Source organism: Streptomyces cinerochromogenes (assembly GCF_014648635.1).
Classification (GTDB): Bacteria; Actinomycetota; Actinomycetes; order Streptomycetales; family Streptomycetaceae; genus Streptomyces; species Streptomyces cinerochromogenes.
The window spans coordinates 1-18,479 of the sequence record NZ_BMRM01000015.1; the positions used below are offsets into that span (position 1 = coordinate 1).

Below are 18,479 nucleotides of genomic sequence, written 5' to 3' on the forward strand. Positions count from 1 at the left end.
CGCCGAACAATTTTTGGGAAAACCCCCGCATCGGGTCGATGCGGGGGTTTTCTGCGTTTACGGTGGCCGCATGACAGTTCTCACCAGGCATGACTACGTCGTCCGCGCCATACGTCCCGACGAATGGGAGCGGGTGAAGGAGCTGCGACTGGACGCGCTGCGGGACCCGATCGCGCACCTCGCCTTTCTGGAGACCTACGAGAACGCCGCGGCCCAGCCGGACTCCTTCTGGCAGGACCGGGCCGTTCGCTCCGGTGTGGGCTCCACGAACGCGCGGCAGTTCGTCGCCGAGGCGCCGGACGGGACGTGGGCCGGCTCGGTCACCCTGCTCATCGAGGAGGGCGGCAGTGAGGACTGGGCCGGGTTCCCGGTCGAGCGGCGGCAGGGGCACATGGTCGGGGTGTTCGTACGGCCCGAGCACCGGGGGAACGGGCTGATCGGGGCACTCTTCGAGGCCGGCGTGGCCTGGGCGTGGGAGCGGGAGGCCGAGCGGGTGCGGTTGTTCGTCCACCGGGAGAACACGCGGGCCCAGGCGGCGTACCGGAAGTTGGGCTTCGAGCCGAGTGGCCGGGTCGTCGCGTTCACCAAGAACGAGGCGGAGACCGAGTTGGAGTTCGTGCTGGAGCCGCAGCCTTAGACCGGTAGCTCCTGGTGCGGCCAGCGGGAGCGGGCCTGTTCGCGGGAGCGGAGCAGGGCCAGCGTCGGCAGGCCCTGGTCGGCCCCCGTGGCCAGCAGGGACGGCAACTCGGGGAACGGGGCCACGGCGGCGATGTCGTCCAGGACCAGGGTGAGTGGTGGGTCGAGCCGACCGGAGGATGACCGTTCGGCCATGCGCCGGCCGCGCTCGACCACGCTGGAGACGAGGGCCGTCAGGAGCGGCATCGCGCCCGGATTGCTCCGCGGGTCCTCGATGGATTCACCGACCACATAAAGCGTTCCCGCTTCGTGGACAAAGGAATCCAAGGCCAGGGCATCAGTTCGGTTCGGAGTGCAGGCCTCGCGGACGTTGACCGTGGAGAGGGCCGCGAGCGCCCTTCCGGTCAGCTCCTGGGCGATGTCACGGCGTTCGGGATGCGCGGTGAGGGCCGCCTCCAGCTCGCCCGCGGCGCCGGGGGCGGCCTTCGGGTGGGTACGGAGGGTCCGGACGGCCTCTTGGACCTGGGTGCCCTGCGACCAGCGGTGGACGTGGCGGACGGTGCGGTTCTCCAGGGCGGCGGCGTGCAGATAGCTGCGCAGGAGGACGATCGCCGTGTCCGCCACCGCCTGGTCGATCCTGGCGGTGGGCTGGACGGGGGCGAGCAGGGCCGTCGCCCGGTGCAGGGCCGTCTGCCTGTCCTCGCAGCCGGCGGTCGGGGACCAGTGGAGACGGCCCGGGGTGTCGCACAGGTGCGTCGGGTCGTAGAGGAGGGTGGGGCCCAGCTTGGCCTTCGCGTCCTTCGTCTCCGACCACAGGGCGGGGTTCGAGGTGACGACCAGCGTGGGGCCGGGGGCGTCCTGGACGGCCCGGACCGCGGTGGCGTGACGGCCCTCCCGGGGGGCGATGACGAGCCTCTCCCAGCCGCCCACCGGGTCACCGACGGCCGGGACCGACCCCGGGCCCGGCGGTACCGCTTCGCTGCGAGGCACCGGAATCTCGTGCTGCGGCGGCGGCACAGGGGCCGGTGCCGGAGCCGGTGCCGGTGCCGGTGCCGGTGCGGCCGGCGTCACCGACGGGACCGCCTCGGCCGTACCCACCGCGTCACCGGCCGCCTGCACCGCCCCCGTGGGCCCGGCCGTGCCCCGCCGTGCCTTCGCCGCCCGCCATCGCGCCACCGCCCCCAGCACGAACACGGTGAGGACGATGAGGATCATCAGCTGGCCGATGAACAGGCCCCAGAACAGGCCCCAGCCGGACAGCTGGGCCGGTGGGGTGCCGGGCCAGGCACCGGCCAGGTCGTGCGGCCGGCCGATGAGGTGGCGCATGGCCAGCGGGGTGCGGGTGAAGGTGACGCCGGCGGGCCAGGCGCCCTGGGCGAGCCGGGCGGCCAGGCCCGTGGCCGTCCACACCAGCACGGTCATGCCGAGGAGGAACGCGAGTGTGCCGATCAGCAGGCCGTCGGGGATGCCGCCCTGGCCCTCCCGGCGGCTGTCACGGCGGTCGTCGCGGCGGTCGTCCGGTCTCACCCTGTGCTCCCCTTTTACGCCACCGTCGACTCGGAGTCGCCCAGGTGCTGCTCCACGAAGGCCGCGGCCCGCTGCTCGGCCTCCAGCTCGGCCGCGTGCAGGGCGTCGTCGGCCCTGAGGTCGCTGGAGGACTCGGTCATCGCCCGGTCGGTGAAGACCAGGGGCCGTTCCGTCTCCGTCACCAGGTGCTTGACCACCTGCACATTGCCGTTGACGTCCCAGACCGCGATGCCGGGAGTGAGGGTCGGGATGATCTCCACCGCCCAGCGCGGCAGGCCGAGGACACGGCCGGTCGCCCGTGCCTCGTCTGCCTTCTGGGCGTAGATCGTCCTGGTCGAGGCCATCTTCAGGATGGCCGCGGCCTCCTTCGCGGCGGCGCCGTCGACCACGTCGGACAGGTGGTGGACGACCGCCACGAAGGACAGGCCGAGCCGGCGCCCGAACTTCAGCAGCCGCTGGAACAGCTGGGCCACGAACGGACTGTTGATGATGTGCCAGGCCTCCTCGACCAGGAAGATGCGCTTCTTCCGGTCGGGGCGGATCCAGGTGTGCTCCAGCCACACGCCGACGATCGCCATGAGGATCGGCATGGCGATGGAGTTGCGGTCGATGTGGGAGAGGTCGAAGACGATCAGGGGCGCGTCGAGATCGATGCCGACCGTCGTCGGGCCGTCGAACATGCCCCGGAGGTCACCGTCGACCAGGCGGTCCAGGACCAGGGCGACGTCGAGGCCCCAGGCCCGTACGTCGTCTATGGCGACGTTCATCGCCTCCGCCGACTCGGGCTCGGGGTGCCGTAGCTGCTCCACGATGTCGGAGAGGACCGGCTGGCGGTCGACGATGCTCTCGTTGACGTACGAGTGGGCGACCTTCAGGGCGAAGCCGGACCGCTCGTCCAGGCCGTGACCCATCGCCACCTCGATGATGGTCCGGAGCAGGGCCAGCTGACCGGTCGTGGTGATCGACGGGTCCAGGGGGTTGAGCCGGATCCCGTGGTTCAGGGCGGCCGTCGGGTCGAGCCGGATCGGCGTTATCCCCAGCTCCTCGGCGATCAGGTTCCACTCGCCGACGCCGTCCTCGCCCTGGGCGTCCAGGACGACGACCTGGCGGTCCTTGAAGCGGAGCTGGCGCAGGACGTACGTCTTCTCCAGCGCCGACTTGCCGTTGCCGGACTCGCCGAGGACGAGCCAGTGCGGCGCCGGCAGCTGCTGGCCGTACAGCTGGAAGGGGTCGTAGATGTAGCCCTTCCCGGAGTACACCTCGCGGCCGATGATGACGCCGGAGTCGCCGAGGCCGGGCGCGGCCGTGGGCAGGTAGACGGCCTGGGCCTGGCCCGTGGAGGTGCGCACCGGAAGCCGGGTCGTCTCGACCTTCCCGAAGAGGAAGGAGGTGAAGGCCTCGGTGAGGACGGACAGCGGATCCCGCATCGGCGAATCAGCCCCTACCTTCGGATGCCGGTGGCGAACGGAAGTGTGTTCACGAAGGCGCGGTGGTGCTCTCGGTCGCACCACTCCAGCTTGAGGTACGACTTGCCGGCGGAGGCCCTTATCGTGCGCTTGTCGCGGGCGAGGGCTTCCGGGGAACGGGAGGAGACGGTGATGTAGCCGACCAGGTTGACACCGGCGGCGCCGCTGGCGAGGTCCTCGCCGCGCTGGTCGAGCCGGTTGTGCGCGGCGATGTCCCGGGGGTCGACGGTCCGGTTCATCTTGGCGGCGCGGGACGCCTCGGCCTCGTCGTTGGTCTTCTCGGTCAGCATGCGTTCGATGGCGACCTCGGTGGGTTCGAGGTCCATGGTGACGGCGACCGTGCGGATGACGTCCGGGGTGTGGACGAGGAGGGGCGCAAGGAAGTTCACCCCCACCGGCGTCATGGGCCACTCCTTCACCCAGGCGGTGGCGTGGCACCAGGGCGCGCGGGTGCTGGACTCGCGGGTCTTGGCCTGGAGGTAGGTGGGCTCCATGGCGTCCAGCTCGGCCGGCCAGGCGTTGCGCTGGGTCATCGCCTGGATGTGGTCGATGGGGTGGTCGGGGTCGTACATGGAGTGGATGAGGGAGGCCAGCCGTCCCTGACCGAGCGGCTGCCGCACCCGGATGTCGGCTTCCTGGAGGCGGGAGCAGATGTCGGTCAGCTCGCGGGCCATGACGACGGCGAGGCCGGCGTCCCGGTCGACCTTGCGGCCGTGGGCGCGGACGGCGCGGGCCATGGCGTGGGCCTCGGCTGCCAGTTCACGGGTGTAGTGCATGCAGGCGACGAGGTAGGCGCGGTGCTGCTCGCTGCTGGTGGACACCATGGACTGGAGCTGGTCGTACGACTGCTGGAGCCAGTTCGGGGAGCGGTCGTCGCCGCGCAGGGTGACGTCCTTGGCGTGGGCGTCGGGGTCGGCGGGCAGGGTCCGGGCGAGCATCTGCAGCCGGGTGACGAAGCCGTCTCCGTTGGCGACGTGCTTGAGCAGGGTGCCGAAGCGGTCGACCAGGGCCTCCTGGTCCTCGGAGTCGCGCAGGCCGACGCCGGGGCCCTCGATCTCGATGGCGGCGGTGACGGTCTTGCGGTCGGCGTGCAGGAGGACGGCGATCTCGTCCGGTCCGAAGGGGGCGGCGAGCCAGGTGATGCGGCCGATGCCGGGCGGCGGACCGACCTCGATCTCGCGTCCGTCGATCCGGGTGCCCGCCTCCATGGCGCCGGAGCGGTAGACGGCCTTGCCGCCCTTGACGGTCCGCTTGTACGAGCGGTTGATCTCGAACCACTTGTAGAAGGTGCGGCGCTTGTACGGCACGTAGACCGCGGCGAGCGCGAGCAGCGGGAAGCCGGTGAGCAGCACGATCCGCAGGGAGAGGACCGGGACGAGGAGGCCGCACATCATGCCGAGGAACGCGCCGGCGATGATCAGGGCGATCTCGCCGGACTCGCGGTTCCGGCCGACGATCGCGTTCGGCCGGGCGCGGCCGATGAGATACGTACGGCGGGGCGTGACCGGATGGGACAGGTGGGACTCGGTCGTCAACGCCCTTCACCTCCCGAGCGGTTGTTGCGGGTGTTGCTGGCGTGCGGGGTGTTGACCGGGCTGGACGCGCGGGGTGCGGGCGTGGCGGAGGGGACTGCTCCGCCGGTGCCCCCGGTCGGGGTACGGCTGCTGTGCGCGGCGACGCCGCCGGTGGCGGGGTTGGCCGGGCGGGGGGTGCTGGAGCCGCCCTGGGCCGCGTTGCTGTCGGCGCGGGTGCTGTGGGTCTTGATGCCCTGGGCGACGAGGGTGGCGGGGGAGCTGATGACGGCGGCGGCCTTGCTCTCGGCGCCCTGCATGATGCGGTTGCTGCGGGAGCCGGCGATCTCGTCGCCGAAGCCGGGGACGAAGCGGTAGATCATCGCGCTGGCGAAGATGGCGAGCAGGATGATGGCGAGGCCGGAGACGACGGCGCCGAAGGCGTCGGGGCCGTTGTCGCCGGAGAGGGCGCCGGCGAGTCCGAGGACGATGACGATGACCGGCTTGACGAGGATCACGGCGATCATGACCCCCGCCCAGCGGCGGACGTGTCCCCACAGGTTCTTGTCGACCAGGCCGGCGTAGACGACGGTGCCGAGGAGGGCGCCGACGTAGAGCAGGGCGGCGCGGATGACCAGCTCCAGCCAGAGGACGCCGGCGGCGAGGATGCTGACCAGGGAGACGACGATCAGCATGATCGGGCCGCCGCCGATGTCGTTGCCCTTCTTCAGGGCGCCGGAGAAGGTGCCGAAGAACGTGTCGGCCTGGTCGCCGGTGGCCTTCGCGAGGACGTCCGTGACGCCGTCCGCCGCCGAGACGACGGTGTACAGGATCAGCGGGGTGAAGGCGGAGGCCAGCACGGTCAGCCAGAGGAAGCCGACGGCTTCCGAGATGGCGGTGGTCAGCGGCACGCCACGCACTGCGCGCTTGGCCACGGCGAGCAGCCAGAGCAGGAGCGTGAGGATCGTGGAGGCGGCGAAGACGACGGCGTACTGCTTCAGGAAGGCCTGGTTGGTGAAGTCGACGTTGGCGGTCTCCTTCACGGCTTTGCTGAGCTTGTCCACCGTCCATGCGGCGGCCTCGGCGCAGCCCTTCGCCAGCGACGACAGCGGGTCGAGGGTCGCGGTGTCCGGGGTGGTGACGCTCCCGGACCCACTGGAGGTGTTACCGCGCTCGCAGTACTTCTTGGCCTCGCCCGAGATGGCGTCACAGTTGAACCGGTCCTTCGACGGCGAGGGGGACGGGCTGCCGGAAGGGGTGGGCGAGGGGTCTGCGAAGGCGCGTGTGGCCAGCAGGACGGCCGTGGTCTGTACGGCTGCCACGACTCCGGCGAGCTTGAGCGCACGCTGCGGGCTACCGGGCATACGTGAACCCTCCGTACTCTTCGATGGCCTTGCTGATCTCGTCGGAGGTGGCGGCCTTGTCGTCGCCGGGCACCGGGGCGGGGCCGTCCTGCTGTGATTCGGAGTCGATCTTCCAGTCGCCGTCGGCCCACCGCAGGTCGAACGTCCATGTCTTCCAGGACGAGGTGACAGGATCGGTCGACGCGTTGCCGGCCATGCCGATGAGCCCCACGTACCAGACGGCGACCTTGGCGGTGTTGCCCGTGTACTCCCGTACCGTCGTGCCGGCCGGGATCACCCGGGAGACGAAGGTGCTGCCCTTCGGCGGGTTGCCCGCCGCGTCGAGGCCCATCTTGGCGAGGAACTCGGGTGAATAGGCCTGGTCCATGGGGCCCTGAAGACGGGCCGCAGCTTCGGCGGTGTAGAGGAGATTCAGGAGGACGTGGCGGCTGTCCTTGGTGAACATGCCGGTGGAACCCAGTGCCACGGCGTAGTTGGATGCCGCCGACTGCGCTCCCTGCTCGGTGTGGGCGAAGCCCGTCGCTACGCCGGCGGACTTCGTCTCCACCGGGCGGGATCCGCTCGCCGATGTGGCGGAGGTCCTGGGCTTCTCCGTCTTCCCCGACGCTCCGTCACCTCCCGACCCACCCCCCCGATTGGCGAAAGCGATGGCGGCGATGAGGAGGACCACCACGCCCACCACCGTGACCAGGCTGCGGGAGGACGAGCGGTGGGGGCGGCGGGGGGCGCCGCCGTAGGGGTCGGGGTCGGGGAGGCGGGTGCGGGTGTGGCCCGTCTCGGTGTAGCCCTGTTCGTCTCCGGGACTCATGCCGTGTGCGCTCCCTCACCCTCGTAGGCATACGACGGTAGCCGTGCTGGCTCCCGCACGGGCGCGGTGTGGTGACTCGACATCAGGGAAACGCAACCTCAGGTGGAGGGGGCTGGGGCTAGACCGCCATGCCGTACACGATGGTGAACAGTGTGCCGAGGGAGCCGATGATGAACACCCCGGTGAGACCGGCGATGATGAGGCCCTTGCCCTGTTCCGCGCTGAAGGTGTCCCGGAGGGCGGTGGCGCCGATGCGCTGCTTCGCCGCGCCCCATACCGCGATGCCGAGGCAGAGGAGGATGGCCACGGCCATGACCACCTCGATCATCACCTTGGCCTCGTTGCCCAGGCTGCCGAAGGGGCCCCAGTCCGGAGCGATCCCGCCGATGATGGTGTTGATGTCTCCCTTGTCGGCCGCAAAGAGCATGTAAGTCACCGCCCCTGGTGGGTAGTTCCGCGAGTGCCCCTGCGGTGTGCAGAGGTCAGGCCTCATTGTCGCCGACAACGTCGCCAACGTATGTCGACTTGACGTCATTGACTGGCGGGTTTCGTACGAATAGCGCGTACGGTCACTCTGTGTATCACGGCAGGTCACGCCGGGCAACGAGGTCGGAGCGGAACCTGGTGTGTGGTTCGGTCGTTGAGCCCCTTTACGACCTGGCGCGGTTTCTGACGGCCGGTCGGGTGAAGCGTCGCGTCGATGTTCTCACGGGGGGATGCGAAAACGGGCCAGCGGGCCAGTGGGGCAACGGGCTTACGGGGCTACGGGTGGCGAAGTGGCCGGCCGCGGCTGGGGGGTCAGCGGGGGCGCAGGCCGTGCAGGAGCAGGTGGACGTGTTCGTCCAGGCCGGCCAGGGCCTCCTCCGCGTCCAGCGCGCAGCCGGCGATCAGGGCGGCCAGGCCGTGCAGGCTCGCGGCGGCGACCAGGGTGATGCGTTCGGGGTCGCCGGGGACGATCTCGCCCCGCTCCTGGGCGTCCGCGACCAGCTGGGTGAAGGAGCCGAGGGAGCGGTCGACGGCCGTGGCGAGCTGGTCGGTCCGGTCGGGTTCGTGCTTGCGCGCGAACATCAGCTCCAGCAGTGCGGGGTTCTCGACGGCGAAGCCCAGGTAGGCGCGGGCGAGGGCCGCCATCCGCTGCTCCAGGGGGCGGTCCGGGTGGGCGTCGGCGGTGGCCAGGGCCTGGTTGAGGCGCTCGTACCCGTCCAGCGCGAGTGCGTCGAGCAGGGCCTGCTTGTCCTTGAAGTGCCGGCCCGGGGCCGCGTGGCTGACACCGGTGTCCCGGGCCAGTTCGCGCAGCGAGAGTGCGCCGACGCCCTTCTCGCGCAGAGTGCGCTCGGCGCTCCTGAGCAGGGCGGCGCGCAGGTCTCCGTGGTGGTAGGGGCGGCTCGCGGGCGACGGGGACATGCGCATCATCGTATCTCGATGTTGACGGCGCCATCTTTGTTGTCATTGACAGCATTGTTGTCGATGCCTACATTGGGGTCATGGCTGATACGACCGTGACGCGCGGCAAGCGCGGCAAGTGGAACGCGACCCACCTCCCCGACCTGACCGGCCGCACGGCCGTGGTCACCGGTGCCAACAGCGGCATCGGCTTCGCCGCGGCCCGGGCGCTGGCCGGAGCCGGGGCCCACGTGGTGTTCGCGGTACGGGACCTCGCCCGGGGCGGCGCCGCCGCGGCGCGGGTGAGCGGCAGCACCGAGGTGCGCCGGCTGGACCTGGCCGATCTCGACTCGGTGCGGGAGTTCGCCGCCGGCTGGGACCGCCCGCTGGATCTGCTGGTCAACAACGCGGGCGTGATGATGCTGCCGGAGCAGCGCACCCAGCAGGGCTTCGAGATGCAGTTCGGCACCAACCACCTCGGGCACTTCGCGCTGACCAACCTGCTGCTGCCCCGGGTGACCGGCCGGGTCGTGACGGTGGCGTCCAGCGCGCACCGCTGGGGCGACAAGGCGATCCGCTTCGAGGACGTCAACCTGCGCGGGAACTACCACCCCACCCGCGCCTACGCCCAGTCCAAGCTGGCCAACCTCCTGTTCACCCTGGAACTCCAGCGCCGGCTGACCGAGGCCGGGTCCGCCGTGCGGGCCCTCGCCGCCCATCCCGGCTGGGCGGCCACCAACCTCCAGAGCCACGGCGCGAACCCCGTCGCGCGGATGGCCATGCAGGTCGGCAACAGGTTCCTCGCCCAGGACGACACGGCCGGCGCCCTGCCCACCCTCTACGCGGCCACCCAGGACCTGCCCGGCGCGGCCTACGTCGGCCCCGACGGCATCGCGGAGATGCGCGGCGCCCCGACCCTGGTCGGCCGCAGCGCGGCGGCGAGCGATCCCGCGGCGGCGCGGCGGCTGTGGACGCTGTCGGAGGAGCTGACGGGCGTGCAGTGGCCGCTGACGGCGACGGTACGGTGACGGGAGGGGCGTGATCCGGCCATCCCCTGAGACAACGACGACCGTCAGCTCGGTCGTCGTCATCCCGCCGCCCACCGTGATCGTCCGCCCGATGATGAAGGACGCGATGGACGTGATGAAGGACGACGTTCCGACCGCGTCCGGTCCGTTCGGCTGGTTCACAGGAAAATCTCAGGGAAGTCGCAGCGGATTTCTCACCTTCGCGGGAAAGAGTGACCCGTGATGAAGCGCACCCCACGCGTCTCGCTGACCTCACGGCCCGCGCTGCTCGGCACCGTGGTGCTCCTCGCGCTGACCTCGGCCTCCGTGGCCGCCGCCGACGACGGCCGGGGACCCCTCGGGGTCACCGCGGACGCCGCCGCGTCCCGGCAGAGCGTGCGGGTGGGCGCGCTGTTCGGCGCGGACCGGGCGGACCGGCCGGACCGGCTGGCCGGGGGGCACTTCTGTACGGCCTCGGTGGTGCACAGCCCGCGCGGCGATCTGATCGTCACCGCGGCGCACTGCGTGGACGGCGCCGACGACGGCGGGCTGGTGTTCGTGCCGGGCTACCGGGACGGACGGGCGCCCTACGGGGTGTGGAAGGTGACGAGGCGCTTCCTGCCGGACGGGTGGGCCAAGAGGCAGGACGAGGACAGCGACGTCGCCTTCGCCACCGTCGCCGAGCGGGACGGAAGGCGGCTGGAGGACGTGGTCGGGGCCGGCCGGTTCGCGACCGGGGTGGCCACCGGTGCCACCGCGGTCACCGTCACCGGCTACCCCGACTCCCGCGAGACCCCCATCACCTGCACCAACCGGCCGGCCGCGCACAGCCGCACCCAACAGCGCATCGACTGCCCGGAGTTCACCGGCGGTACCAGCGGCAGCCCCTGGGTCAACGGCGACGGCCAGGTCGTCGGCATCCTGGGCGGCCACGAGCAGGGCGGCGCCACGGCCGACACCTCCTACAGCGTGGTCCTGGCGGACGAGGCGGCGGAACTGTACCGGGACGCGACGGCGGCCGGTCGCTGAGGACGCGTCACCGGTCGGGCGGCAGCTGTGAAATGCCGCCACTTCGCGCACAAATGGCCTTGAAGGGCGCCCGCATGGGGGAAAGTTGAACCGTGCGGAAGGTATGGGTGATCGGTGGGGCGGCCGTCGCGCTCGGCATGGGGTTCGTCATGCTGCTCGTCGTCGGCGTGTATCTCGTGGCGGGGAACCTGCTGGGCGGGGTGGCCTCGGGGAGCCGGGGGCTGGCGAAGGGGGCCGTACCGGCCGCCTACAAGTCGCTGGTGCAGAAGTGGGGGAACCTGTGTCCCGCGCTCAGCCCCGCGCTGCTCGCCGCCCAGTTGTACCAGGAGAGCGGGTGGAACCCGACCGTCGTGAGCCCGGCCGACGCGCGCGGTATCGCGCAGTTCATCCCGAGCACGTGGGCGACGCACGGGATCGACGGCGACGGTGACGGCAAGCGGGACATCTGGGACCCGGACGACGCGATCCCGTCGGCGGCCTCGTACGACTGTGAACTCGCCAAGTACGTCAAGGACGTTCCGGGCAACGTGTCCGACAACATGCTCGCCGCCTACAACGCGGGCGCCTACCGGGTCATCCGGTCGGGCGGGGTTCCGGCCATCAGCGAGACGCAGAACTACGTCAAGCGGATCCGCAGCCTGGAGAAGAGCTTCGCCGCGCCGGTCACCCGGATCGACCCCACCCGGCAGGCCGCCGGCGCGATCGCCTTCGCGCAGAGCCGGCTCGGCACGCCCTACCTGTGGGGCGGCGAGGGCACCGCCGAGCAGGGCGGGCGGTTCGACTGCTCGGGCCTGACCAAGGCCGCGTACGAGAAGGTCGGCATCCGCCTGCCGCGCGTGGCCAACGACCAGTACAACGCCGGGCCGCACCCCTCGCGGGACCAGCTGCTCCCGGGCGACCTGGTGTTCTTCTCCGACGACCTCACCGACTCGCGGGCCATCCGGCACGTGGGCATCTACGTGGGCGGCGGCTACATGATCGACGCCCCGCGCACGGGCGCCGTGATCCGGTTCGACCCGATCGACACCCCCGACTACTTCGGCGCGACCCGGGTCACCGAAGATGGCGCAAAAGCGCTCCCCACGGCGGTGTGAACCCAGCGTGAACCCGCCCCCTGAGCTGCGGTGATGAGTCTCTCTTCGATAACGTCTGCGTGATCATTCCGTGGAGAGTGGAACGTATAGACGGGGGCCGTGCGTTCCTGTTGACGTAGCCGAGCGGACGTCAGTGCGGGCAGGACGGCAGTACAGCGGAAGCGGATCTACACACCACGGGGGTAGGAGCGACGCACACGAGGTGCGTCCGGTAGACGACGAAGGGGCCGCAGCACCATGGCTGTACTCGCCGATTCCGGATCGAACCCCGACGTCGACCTGCTCTACGACATCAACGGCCTGGCCAAGGACGCACCGCACTGGTTCGACCGGGTCATGGAGTTCGTCGGCGAGTACGGCCTGCTGCTCGCCATGGTGCTGCTCGTGCTGTGGTGCTGGTGGTCCGTGCGGCGCCGGGGCGGGGAGGACGCGGCGTCCTCGATGGCCGCGCTGGTGTGGGCGCCGCTCGCGGCCGGCCTCGCGGTCCTCGTGAACGTTCCGATACGGGGGTTCGTGGAGCGCCCCCGCCCGTTCGTGGACCACCAGGGCCTGGACGTCCTGGTCTCCGGCAAGAGCGACTTCTCCTTCGTCTCCGACCACGCGACGATCACGATGGCGCTCGGCGTGGGGCTCTTCGTCGCCAACCGCCGCTTCGGCCTCGCCGGTATCGGTCTGGCCCTGCTGGAAGGCTTCTGCCGGGTCTACATGGGCGTGCACTACCCGACGGACGTCGTCGGCGGCTTCGCGCTCGGCACCGCGGTCGTCCTGCTGCTCTCCCCGCCGGCCACGGCCCTGCTCACCCCGCTGATCCGGGCCGTGGAGCGCTCGCCGCGGCTGGGCCGGCTCGTGCGGCGCCGCACGCAGGCGGAGAACGGCGGCGACAACACCCTGCTGCCCAGCGCCCGGAAGTCGATGGAGACCGAGGAGCGGGACCTGGCGGCCTAGGACCCGCCTTCCGGCTCCCTGCCGGAGCCGGGGCCGAGGGCTGGGGGCCGAAGGCAGGGCGCCGAGGGCGGGGCGCCGAGGGCGGGGCGCCGAGGCCGAGGGCTGGGAGCCGGGGCACGGAGGCGGGTGAGTCCCGGCCCGCCGGGAGGCCCGACCCGCCGCAGGCCCGATCCGCCGTGAGGCCCGTGCGCCGGGGAGGCGCGATCCGCCGCAGGCCCGATCCGCCGCAGGCCCGGTGTGCCGGGGAGGCTCCGCCCGTCGTGAGGCCCCGCTCGCCGGGAGGCCCGACCCGCCGCAGGCCCGATCCGCCGTGAGGCCCGTGCGCCGGGGAGGCGCGATCCGCCGCAGGCCCGATCCGCCGCAGGGCCGGTGTGCCGGGGAGGCTCCGCCCGTCGTGAGGCCCCGCTCGCCGTATGTCCGGTCCGCCGTGAGGCCCCGCCCGTCGCAGGCCCGGTCCGCCGTGAGGCCCCGCCCGCCGGGAGGCCGTCGCTACAGGCCCTGCGCGTACGAGAAGAAGCGCTGCGGGTCGTAGCTCTTCTTCACCTTCGCGAGCCGGGCCGCCGCGTCCCCGTAGTAGGCCTTCTTCCAGTCCTTCAGCGTCGGGTCGGTGTAGTTCTGGTAGGCGGCGCCGGAGGCGTACGGCTTCATCGCGGTGTGGGCCGAGGTCAGCCAGGACTGGGCCGTGGAACCGGAGGACCCCGCGCCCCAGGAGGCGATGTACTGGGCCAGCATCCGCGAGCGCCGGTGGACGAAGGCCGTCGCGGTCGGGGAGACCCGGTTGACGGCGCCGCCGAGCGCGGTGAACGCGATGCTGCCCGCGCCGCCCCGCACCGAGGCGATCTGCCGCAGCACCGTCTGGATGCCGGCCGCCGACAGCGAGCGGTCGAAGAAGTCGGAGCGGGCCGCGTACGTCTCGCGGCCCAGCCTGCCCTGCGGGGAGCGGCCCGGGGTGGAGCCGGGCAGGTGGCACTGGGCGTCGGTGGAGAAGGAGGAGCAGCCGGCGTAGATCTCCATCGCCTCCTCGTAGCCCCGGCGGCGCAGGGTGACGGAGGCGGCGTTCGCGCCGGCGAGGTGGGCCAGGCGGTCCACGGCGTTCTGCAGCTCGCCGTAGGTGCCGAGGGAGAAGCAGGCCACGGAGATGGTCGGGGTGCGGCCCGGGGAGCAGGCCAGGTGCAGGGACGACCAGATCTCGTCGGGCTGGCTCGGACCCCATTCCTGCCAGGCCTTCAGCACCTTCGCGGCCTTGGACCACGGCCAGGTCATGTACGCAGTGACGGCTTGCGGCGCCGCGTGGGTCTTGAAGTGCAGCTCGGTGACGACACCGAAGTTTCCGTTTCCGGCGCCGCGCAGTGCCCAGAACAGGTCGGAGTGGTGGGTGGCGTCGGCGGTGACCTGGGTGCCGTCCGCGGTGATCACGGTGGCCTGGGTGAGGCTGTCGCAGGTCAGGCCGTAGGCGCGGGAGGCGACGCCGTGGCCGCCGCCGAGCACCAGGCCGGAGACGCCGACGGTGGGGCAGGAGCCGGCGGGGATGGTCACGCCCTTCGCGGCGAGCGCGCGGTAGACGTCGATCAGCTTGGCGCCGGCGCCCACCACGGCCTGGCCGCCGCTCGCCCGGACCCGGTTCAGCTTCGACACGTCGAGGATCAGCCGGTTGTCGCCGGAGGAGTAGCCGGCGTAGGAGTGGCCGCCGTTGCGTATGGAGACCTTGATCCGGTGGGCGTGGGCGTACGCCAGCGTCGTACGGATGTCGTCGGCGTGCGCCGCGTAGGCGACCGCGGCCGGCTTCAGTCCGTCGAACCGGGTGTTGTACAGCTGGTGGGCGGTCTTCCAGGAGGCGTCCCCGGGCCGCACCAGGGTGCCGTCCAGGTCCCGGGCGAGGGCCGCCCAGTTCGCGGCGGCGCTCGCGCTGGTGGTCTTCAGGGCCGTGAGCGAGGATGAGCGCGACGGCGTACCGCTGTGCGCCGCCGCAGGGGCGGACGTGCCTCCGCCCGCACCGCACGCGGTCAGTGCGGTCGTCGCCAGGGCGGCCGCGCCGCCCGAGATGAACGTACGCCGTTCCATGTCCGTCGCCTTTCCTCGGCTCTCGTGGAACGAGACGACGTGCCGCACCCGCGGGTTCCCCCGACCGGGTGAACACCCTCGAATACGCGTCCGCGCAACCCGGTCGTCGGAACCTCCATGTGCCCTCCCCGTAAGCATTCCGTGACCTCACCGGGCTGACGGCAGGGGTTCACCCCCCGTTCACTTCCGGCCATCGGCGGCTTCACCTGTTCTGCCTAATTTCGGCCGTACCGGGTGCCGAGTGCGGCCAAGCAACGCGCACACGGACCTCTACGACCTCGCGCGCCGCCGACAGCGGCGGCTCCTGGAAGGAACTCCCGAAAGTGAAGCTTCAGCGCAAGAACCGGCTGCGCGCCCTCTCCCTCGGTGCTGTCGCCGTATCCGGCGCCCTGGCCCTGACGGCGTGCGGCTCCGACGACAACGGCAACGGGGGCAAGGAGTCCGGCAACCCGTCGGCGTCCGCGAACACCGCCTCCATCAAGTGCGACGACGCCAAGGGTCAGCTGCTCGCAGACGGCTCCTCCGCGCAGAAGAACGCGATCGACGCCTGGGTCAAGGCGTTCTCCCAGGCCTGTGGCGTGCAGATCAACTACAAGGGCGGCGGCTCCGGCGCCGGCGTCACCGCGTTCACGCAGGGCCAGGTCGCCTTCGCCGGTTCCGACTCCGCGCTGAAGCCCGAAGAGGTCACCGCCTCCAAGAAGATCTGCGACGGCGGCCAGGGCATCGACCTGCCGATGGTCGGCGGCCCGATCGCCGTCGGCTACAACGTCCCGGGTGTGGACAACCTGGTCCTGGACGCCCCGACGCTCGCCAAGATCTTCGACAGCAAGATCACCAAGTGGAACGACCCGGCGATCGCCGCGCTGAACAAGGGCGTCAAGCTGCCCGACCTGAAGATCCAGGCGTTCCACCGCTCGGACGAGTCCGGCACCACGGACAACTTCACCAAGTACCTGATCGCCACCACCCCGGACAACTGGAAGTACTCCGGCGGCAAGGCCTGGCAGGCCAAGGGCGGCCAGTCCGCCCCGCAGTCCGCGGGTGTGGCCCAGCAGGTCAAGCAGACCTCCGGCGCCATCGGCTACTTCGAGCTGTCCTACGTCAAGGACGGCATCAAGGCCGTCTCCATCGACACCGGTGCCAGCAAGCCGGTCGCCCCCAGCTCCGAGAGCGCCACCGCCGACATCGCCGCCGCGAAGGTGATCGGCACCGGCAAGGACCTGTCCCTCCAGCTGGACTACAAGACCAAGGCCGAGGGCGCCTACCCGATCACCCTGGTCACCTACGAGATCGTCTGCGACAAGGGCAACAAGTCCGACACCCTGCCCGCCACCAAGGCCTTCCTGCGCTACATCGCCAGCGAGGACGGCCAGAAGGTCCTCCCGGGCATCGGCTACGCGCCGGTGCCCGCCGAGATCATCGCCAAGGTCCGCACCACCGTCGAGGGCCTGAGCTGACCTGATCCGTGAGTGCGGCCCGGTACCCGACAGGGCCGGGCCGCACCGTCCGGTGCACCGCCGCCACGAGCCGGACCCCCGACCGGGGGCACGGCTCCGCAGACCGGAGAACCCGATGGACATATCGACGACAACCGACGTACCTCCCCCCGCCTCCCACTCCAAGGCCGCCGAGCAGAAGCGCGCGGCCCGTGGCGCCACCCGCCCCGGCGACCGCATCTTCCTGGGCCTGTCCCGCGGCTCCGGCATCCTGCTGCTGGCGATCATGGCCGCGATCGCGGTCTTCCTCACCTACCGCGCCGCCCTCGCGATCAGCAAGGACCACGCGAACTTCCTGACCACCTTCGAGTGGAACACGAACGTCCTGGAACCGAAGTTCGGCATCGCGGTCCTGGTCTTCGGCACGATCGTCTCCTCGGTCATCGCCATGGCCATCGCGGTCCCGATCGCGGTCGCCATCGCGCTGTTCATCACGCACTACGCCCCGCGCCGCATGTCCGGCCCGGTCGCCTACGTGATCGACCTGCTCGCCGCCGTACCGTCCATCGTCTACGGCCTGTGGGGCGCGCTCGTCCTCGTGCCGCACATGAACGGCCTGTTCGGCTGGCTCAACGACTTCTTCGGCTGGACCGGCCTCTTCTCCTGGGACGAGGGCGCGCCCCGCTCGATGCTCACCGTGGGCATCCTCCTCGCGATCATGATCCTGCCGATCATCACCAACGTGAGCCGCGAGGTCTTCCGCCAGGTCCCGCGGATGCACGAGGAGGCGGCCCTGGCCCTCGGCGCCACGCGCTGGGAGGTCGTCCGCATGTCCGTGCTGCCCTTCGGCCGCTCCGGCGTGATCTCCGCGTCCATGCTCGGCCTCGGCCGCGCGCTCGGCGAGACGATGGCCGTCGCCACGGTCCTCTCCCCGTCCTTCGACATCCAGGCCAGCCTGCTCAACCCGGGCGGCGGCACCTTCGCCCAGAACATCGCCAGCAAGTTCAGCGAGGCGAACGAGTTCGGCCGTGACGCGCTCATCGCCTCCGGCCTGGTCCTGTTCGTCATCACCCTGCTGGTCAACGGCGCGGCCCGGCTGATCATCGCCCGTCGCGCGGAGTACTCGGGGGCCAACGCATGAGCAACGCCCTTGTCACCGACAAGCGCCCCAGCACCCTGCGGGCCGCCAGCCTGCCCAAGTGGACGCCGTGGGCGATCGCCGCGGGGTCCCTCGCCCTGGGCATCGGCATCAGCGCCGCCGCCGGCCTGGGAAGCAGCATCCAGTGGGGCCTGATCGCCGCCGTCCTGTTCGTCCTCGGCACGTACGGCATCGCCGCCCGCGTCGAGGGCCGCCGCCAGGCCAGGGACCGCGTCGCCACCAGCCTCGTCTGGGTCGCCTTCCTGATCGCCGTGATCCCGCTGGTCTCCCTGATCTGGGTGACCGTCGCGCGCGGCGCGAAGGTCCTCGACGTCTACTTCCTGACCCACTCGATGGGCGTCGTCGCCGACACCGAGCCCGGCGGCGGCATCTACCACGCCATCATCGGCAGCCTGGAGCAGGTCGGCCTCGCCACCCTCATCGGCGCCCCGATCGGCGTGCTCACCGCGATCTACCTGGTCGAGTACGGCCGCGGCCGGCTCGCCAAGGCGGTGACGTTCTTCGTCGACGTCATGACGGGCATCCCGTCGATCGTCGCCGGCCTGTTCATCCTGTCGCTGATGCTCATCTTCAAGATGCAGCCGTTCGGCTTCGCCGGCTCGCTGGCCCTGGCCATCCTGATGATGCCGGTCGTCGTCCGGTCCACCGAGGAGATGCTCAAGCTCGTCCCGAACGAACTGCGCGAGGCGTCGCTGGCGCTCGGTGTGCCGAAGTGGCGCACCATCCTGAAGGTGGTCCTGCCGACCTCCATCGGCGGTATCACCACCGGCGTCATGCTCGCCGTCGCCCGTATCGCGGGTGAGACCGCGCCGGTGCTGCTGCTGGTGTTCGGCAACCCGTTCATCAACAACAACCCCTTCGAGGGCGCGCAGGCGTCGCTGCCGCTGTACATCTACCAGCAGTTCGCCAACAGCGCGGGCTCCGGTGCGGCGTACGACCGCGCGTGGGCGGCGTCCCTCACGCTGATCGCCTTCGTGATGATCCTCAACCTGGTGGCCCGCGGGATCGCCCGCTGGAAGGCCCCCAAGACCGGTCGCTGAGGCGACTATCTCC

General features: G+C 71.1%; 17 protein-coding genes. 9 read left to right on the forward strand and 8 right to left on the reverse strand.

The window, feature by feature from the left end; genetic code table 11:
- The first annotated feature begins 70 nt into the window (after window positions 1–70).
- Entirely contained in the window at window positions 71–637 is a 567-nt protein-coding gene (locus IEZ20_RS26680) for a GNAT family N-acetyltransferase (protein WP_189303243.1), read from the forward strand.
- On the opposite strand, the gene IEZ20_RS26685 is transcribed toward IEZ20_RS26680, so the two are convergent.
- The 7 genes from IEZ20_RS26685 to IEZ20_RS26715 all read right to left on the reverse strand — a co-directional run bounded on the left by IEZ20_RS26685 (window position 634) and on the right by IEZ20_RS26715 (window position 8,716).
- On the reverse strand, window positions 634–2,163 hold the full coding sequence (locus IEZ20_RS26685; RefSeq protein ID WP_189303245.1) for a type IV secretory system conjugative DNA transfer family protein: 1,530 nt from the start codon (window positions 2,161–2,163) through the stop codon (window positions 634–636). The two genes, IEZ20_RS26680 and IEZ20_RS26685, sit on opposite strands and share 4 nt — an antisense overlap.
- 14 nt (window positions 2,164–2,177) lie before the next feature.
- Window positions 2,178–3,590 carry an ATP-binding protein gene (locus IEZ20_RS26690; RefSeq protein ID WP_189303246.1) on the reverse strand — a complete coding sequence of 471 codons (1,413 nt, stop codon included), beginning with the start codon at window positions 3,588–3,590 and terminating at the stop codon, window positions 2,178–2,180.
- Window positions 3,591–3,604: 14 nt separating this feature from the next.
- The gene (locus IEZ20_RS26695; RefSeq protein WP_189303248.1) at window positions 3,605–5,164 is read right to left on the reverse strand and encodes an SCO6880 family protein; all 1,560 of its coding nucleotides are present in this window, start codon (window positions 5,162–5,164) and stop codon (window positions 3,605–3,607) included.
- Window positions 5,161–6,504: a hypothetical protein gene (locus tag IEZ20_RS26700; RefSeq protein WP_189303251.1), complete on the reverse strand. Its 1,344-nt coding sequence runs from the start codon at window positions 6,502–6,504 to the stop codon at window positions 5,161–5,163. The genes IEZ20_RS26695 and IEZ20_RS26700 overlap by 4 nt, the downstream gene beginning before the upstream one ends.
- Complete coding sequence (locus IEZ20_RS26705; RefSeq protein ID WP_189303253.1) at window positions 6,494–7,312, reverse strand: DUF8175 domain-containg protein; 819 nt, start codon at window positions 7,310–7,312, stop codon at window positions 6,494–6,496. Before IEZ20_RS26705 ends, IEZ20_RS26700 begins: the two co-directional genes overlap by 11 nt.
- Window positions 7,313–7,430: 118 nt before the next feature.
- Complete coding sequence (locus IEZ20_RS26710) at window positions 7,431–7,739, reverse strand: DUF8827 family protein (protein ID WP_014673544.1); 309 nt, start codon at window positions 7,737–7,739, stop codon at window positions 7,431–7,433.
- 371 nt (window positions 7,740–8,110) lie between these two features.
- Entirely contained in the window at window positions 8,111–8,716 is a 606-nt protein-coding gene (locus IEZ20_RS26715; RefSeq protein WP_373303968.1) for a TetR/AcrR family transcriptional regulator, read from the reverse strand.
- Window positions 8,717–8,796: 80 nt separating this feature from the next.
- Between IEZ20_RS26715 and IEZ20_RS26720 the strand changes: the two genes are divergently transcribed.
- The 5 genes from IEZ20_RS26720 to IEZ20_RS26740 all read left to right on the forward strand — a co-directional run bounded on the left by IEZ20_RS26720 (window position 8,797) and on the right by IEZ20_RS26740 (window position 12,770).
- Window positions 8,797–9,723 carry an oxidoreductase gene (locus IEZ20_RS26720; RefSeq protein ID WP_189303255.1) on the forward strand — a complete coding sequence of 309 codons (927 nt, stop codon included), beginning with the start codon at window positions 8,797–8,799 and terminating at the stop codon, window positions 9,721–9,723.
- Between the two features lie 10 nt (window positions 9,724–9,733).
- On the forward strand, window positions 9,734–9,946 hold the full coding sequence (locus IEZ20_RS26725; protein WP_189303257.1) for a hypothetical protein: 213 nt from the start codon (window positions 9,734–9,736) through the stop codon (window positions 9,944–9,946).
- Window positions 9,946–10,731 (forward strand): trypsin-like serine peptidase, encoded by a 786-nt coding sequence (locus IEZ20_RS26730; RefSeq protein WP_189303259.1) that lies wholly within the window; start codon window positions 9,946–9,948, stop codon window positions 10,729–10,731. The genes IEZ20_RS26725 and IEZ20_RS26730 overlap by 1 nt, the downstream gene beginning before the upstream one ends.
- A gap of 92 nt (window positions 10,732–10,823) precedes the next feature.
- Window positions 10,824–11,825, forward strand: a complete 1,002-nt coding sequence (locus IEZ20_RS26735) for a C40 family peptidase (RefSeq protein ID WP_189303260.1) — start codon at window positions 10,824–10,826, stop codon at window positions 11,823–11,825.
- Between the two features lie 237 nt (window positions 11,826–12,062).
- On the forward strand, window positions 12,063–12,770 hold the full coding sequence (locus IEZ20_RS26740; protein WP_189303262.1) for a phosphatase PAP2 family protein: 708 nt from the start codon (window positions 12,063–12,065) through the stop codon (window positions 12,768–12,770).
- 489 nt (window positions 12,771–13,259) lie between these two features.
- Here IEZ20_RS26740 and IEZ20_RS26745 read toward each other — a convergent pair whose 3' ends face one another.
- Complete coding sequence (locus IEZ20_RS26745; RefSeq protein ID WP_189303264.1) at window positions 13,260–14,831, reverse strand: FAD-binding oxidoreductase; 1,572 nt, start codon at window positions 14,829–14,831, stop codon at window positions 13,260–13,262.
- Window positions 14,832–15,154: 323 nt separating this feature from the next.
- Here IEZ20_RS26745 and pstS point away from each other — a divergent pair, with 323 nt between their 5' ends.
- The 3 genes from pstS to pstA all read left to right on the forward strand — a co-directional run bounded on the left by pstS (window position 15,155) and on the right by pstA (window position 18,466).
- The gene (pstS, locus tag IEZ20_RS26750; RefSeq protein ID WP_189303266.1) at window positions 15,155–16,288 is read left to right on the forward strand and encodes a phosphate ABC transporter substrate-binding protein PstS; all 1,134 of its coding nucleotides are present in this window, start codon (window positions 15,155–15,157) and stop codon (window positions 16,286–16,288) included.
- A 115-nt stretch (window positions 16,289–16,403) separates the two neighbouring features.
- Window positions 16,404–17,408, forward strand: coding sequence for a phosphate ABC transporter permease subunit PstC (gene pstC, locus IEZ20_RS26755; RefSeq protein WP_189303268.1), 1,005 nt, complete (start codon window positions 16,404–16,406; stop codon window positions 17,406–17,408).
- Window positions 17,405–18,466: a phosphate ABC transporter permease PstA gene (gene pstA, locus IEZ20_RS26760; RefSeq protein WP_189303270.1), complete on the forward strand. Its 1,062-nt coding sequence runs from the start codon at window positions 17,405–17,407 to the stop codon at window positions 18,464–18,466. The genes pstC and pstA overlap by 4 nt, the downstream gene beginning before the upstream one ends.
- Window positions 18,467–18,479: the final 13 nt, after the last annotated feature.